Origin of the sequence: Streptomyces sp. NRRL WC-3549 (assembly GCF_000721935.1) — a bacterium.
GTDB lineage: Bacteria > Actinomycetota > Actinomycetes > Streptomycetales > Streptomycetaceae > Streptomyces.
Window position 1 is genome coordinate 17878 of record NZ_KL585434.1, and the last position, 1241, is coordinate 19118.

The 1241-nt window shown below is 73.0% G+C and carries 2 protein-coding genes; one reads left to right on the plus strand and one right to left on the minus strand.

Annotation, left to right across the window (positions count from 1 at the left end):
• The first annotated feature begins 193 nt into the window (after positions 1 to 193).
• Positions 194 to 961 carry a CPBP family intramembrane glutamic endopeptidase gene (locus IH13_RS0131270; protein WP_082317786.1) on the plus strand — a complete coding sequence of 256 codons (768 nt, stop codon included), beginning with the start codon at positions 194 to 196 and terminating at the stop codon, positions 959 to 961.
• Between the two features lie 22 nt (positions 962 to 983).
• On the opposite strand, the gene IH13_RS0131275 is transcribed toward IH13_RS0131270, so the two are convergent.
• The coding region (locus IH13_RS0131275; protein ID WP_031089617.1) for a PhzF family phenazine biosynthesis protein at positions 984 to 1241 on the minus strand (258 nt) is incomplete at its 5' end.

Genomic DNA, 1241 nt, shown 5'->3' on the forward strand with positions numbered 1-1241 from the left:
CCCCGCCCGCTGACGGGGCCGGCCCGCCGCGCACCGTACCCGAGCCCGCGCCCCCCGGGCGGGCCGCCGCTCCGGTGCCCGGTGGCAGGCCGGTCCGTGGTCGTGGGGCAAGCTTGTGCCGGGTGCGGCACCGAGACGCACCGCGGTGCCGACGGTGGGCGTACGGGTGGAGGCGGAGCGCGTGGCGGGAACCATGGTTCACGAGGGGGTCTCACGGCGGACCCTGCGGTCCGAGACCGTGCTGGTGCTGGCCCTCTCACTCGGGGCCAGCGGGGTGTCCGCCCTGATCAGCTTCATCGGGTCGCTCACCAAGCCCGGGGGGCTGAGGGACCAGGCCGCGACGCTGAACGGTTCGCACGCACCCGGCCGGCCGTGGCTCGACCTCGCCTGGCAACTGTTCGGCATCACCACGGCGCTGGTGCCGGTCGCGCTCGTCGCCCACCTGCTGCTGAGGGAGGGGGCCGGGCTGCGGGCGCTCGGCTTCGACCGGACCCGGCCCTGGCCCGACCTCGGCCGCGGGACGCTGGTCGCGGCCGGGATCGGCAGCGCCGGGCTGGCCTTCTATCTGGCGGCGCGGGCCGGCGGATTCAATCTGACGGTGGTGCCGGAATCGCTGCCCGAGGTGTGGTGGAAGTTCCCGGTGCTGATCCTCTCGGCGGTGCAGAACTCCGTCCTGGAGGAGGTGATCGTCCTCGGCTACCTGTTGCGGCGGCTCGGGCAGCTGGGGTGGACGCCGACGGCGGCACTGGTGGCCAGCTCCGTACTGCGCGGCTCGTACCACCTGTACCAGGGCATCGGCGGCTTCGTCGGAAACCTCGTCATGGGGGTGGTCTTCGTGCTGTTGTACCGGAGATGGGGGCGTGTCGGCCCGCTCGTCGTCGCCCATGCCCTGCTGGACATCGGTGCGTTCGTCGGTTACGCGCTGCTCGCGGGGAAGGTGGGCTGGCTGCCCACGCCGTGAACGGCTGCGCGGGGCGGCCGGTTCAGAGCTCCGTCAGCAGGTCGCCCTCGATGACCGTGACCGCGTCTCCGGACAGCCAGGTACGGTCGCCGCGCAGCGAGGTGCGGACGAGGCCCGAACGGGTCGAGGCCTGCAGACCGGTGAGGTCCGCGCGGCCGAGCCTCGCCGACCAGAACGGGGCCAGCGCGGTGTGCGCGCTTCCGGTCACCGGGTCCTCGTCGATACCGACCCGGGGGAAGAAGCCGCGCGAGACGAAGTCGTAGCCCTGTCTCTTATACAC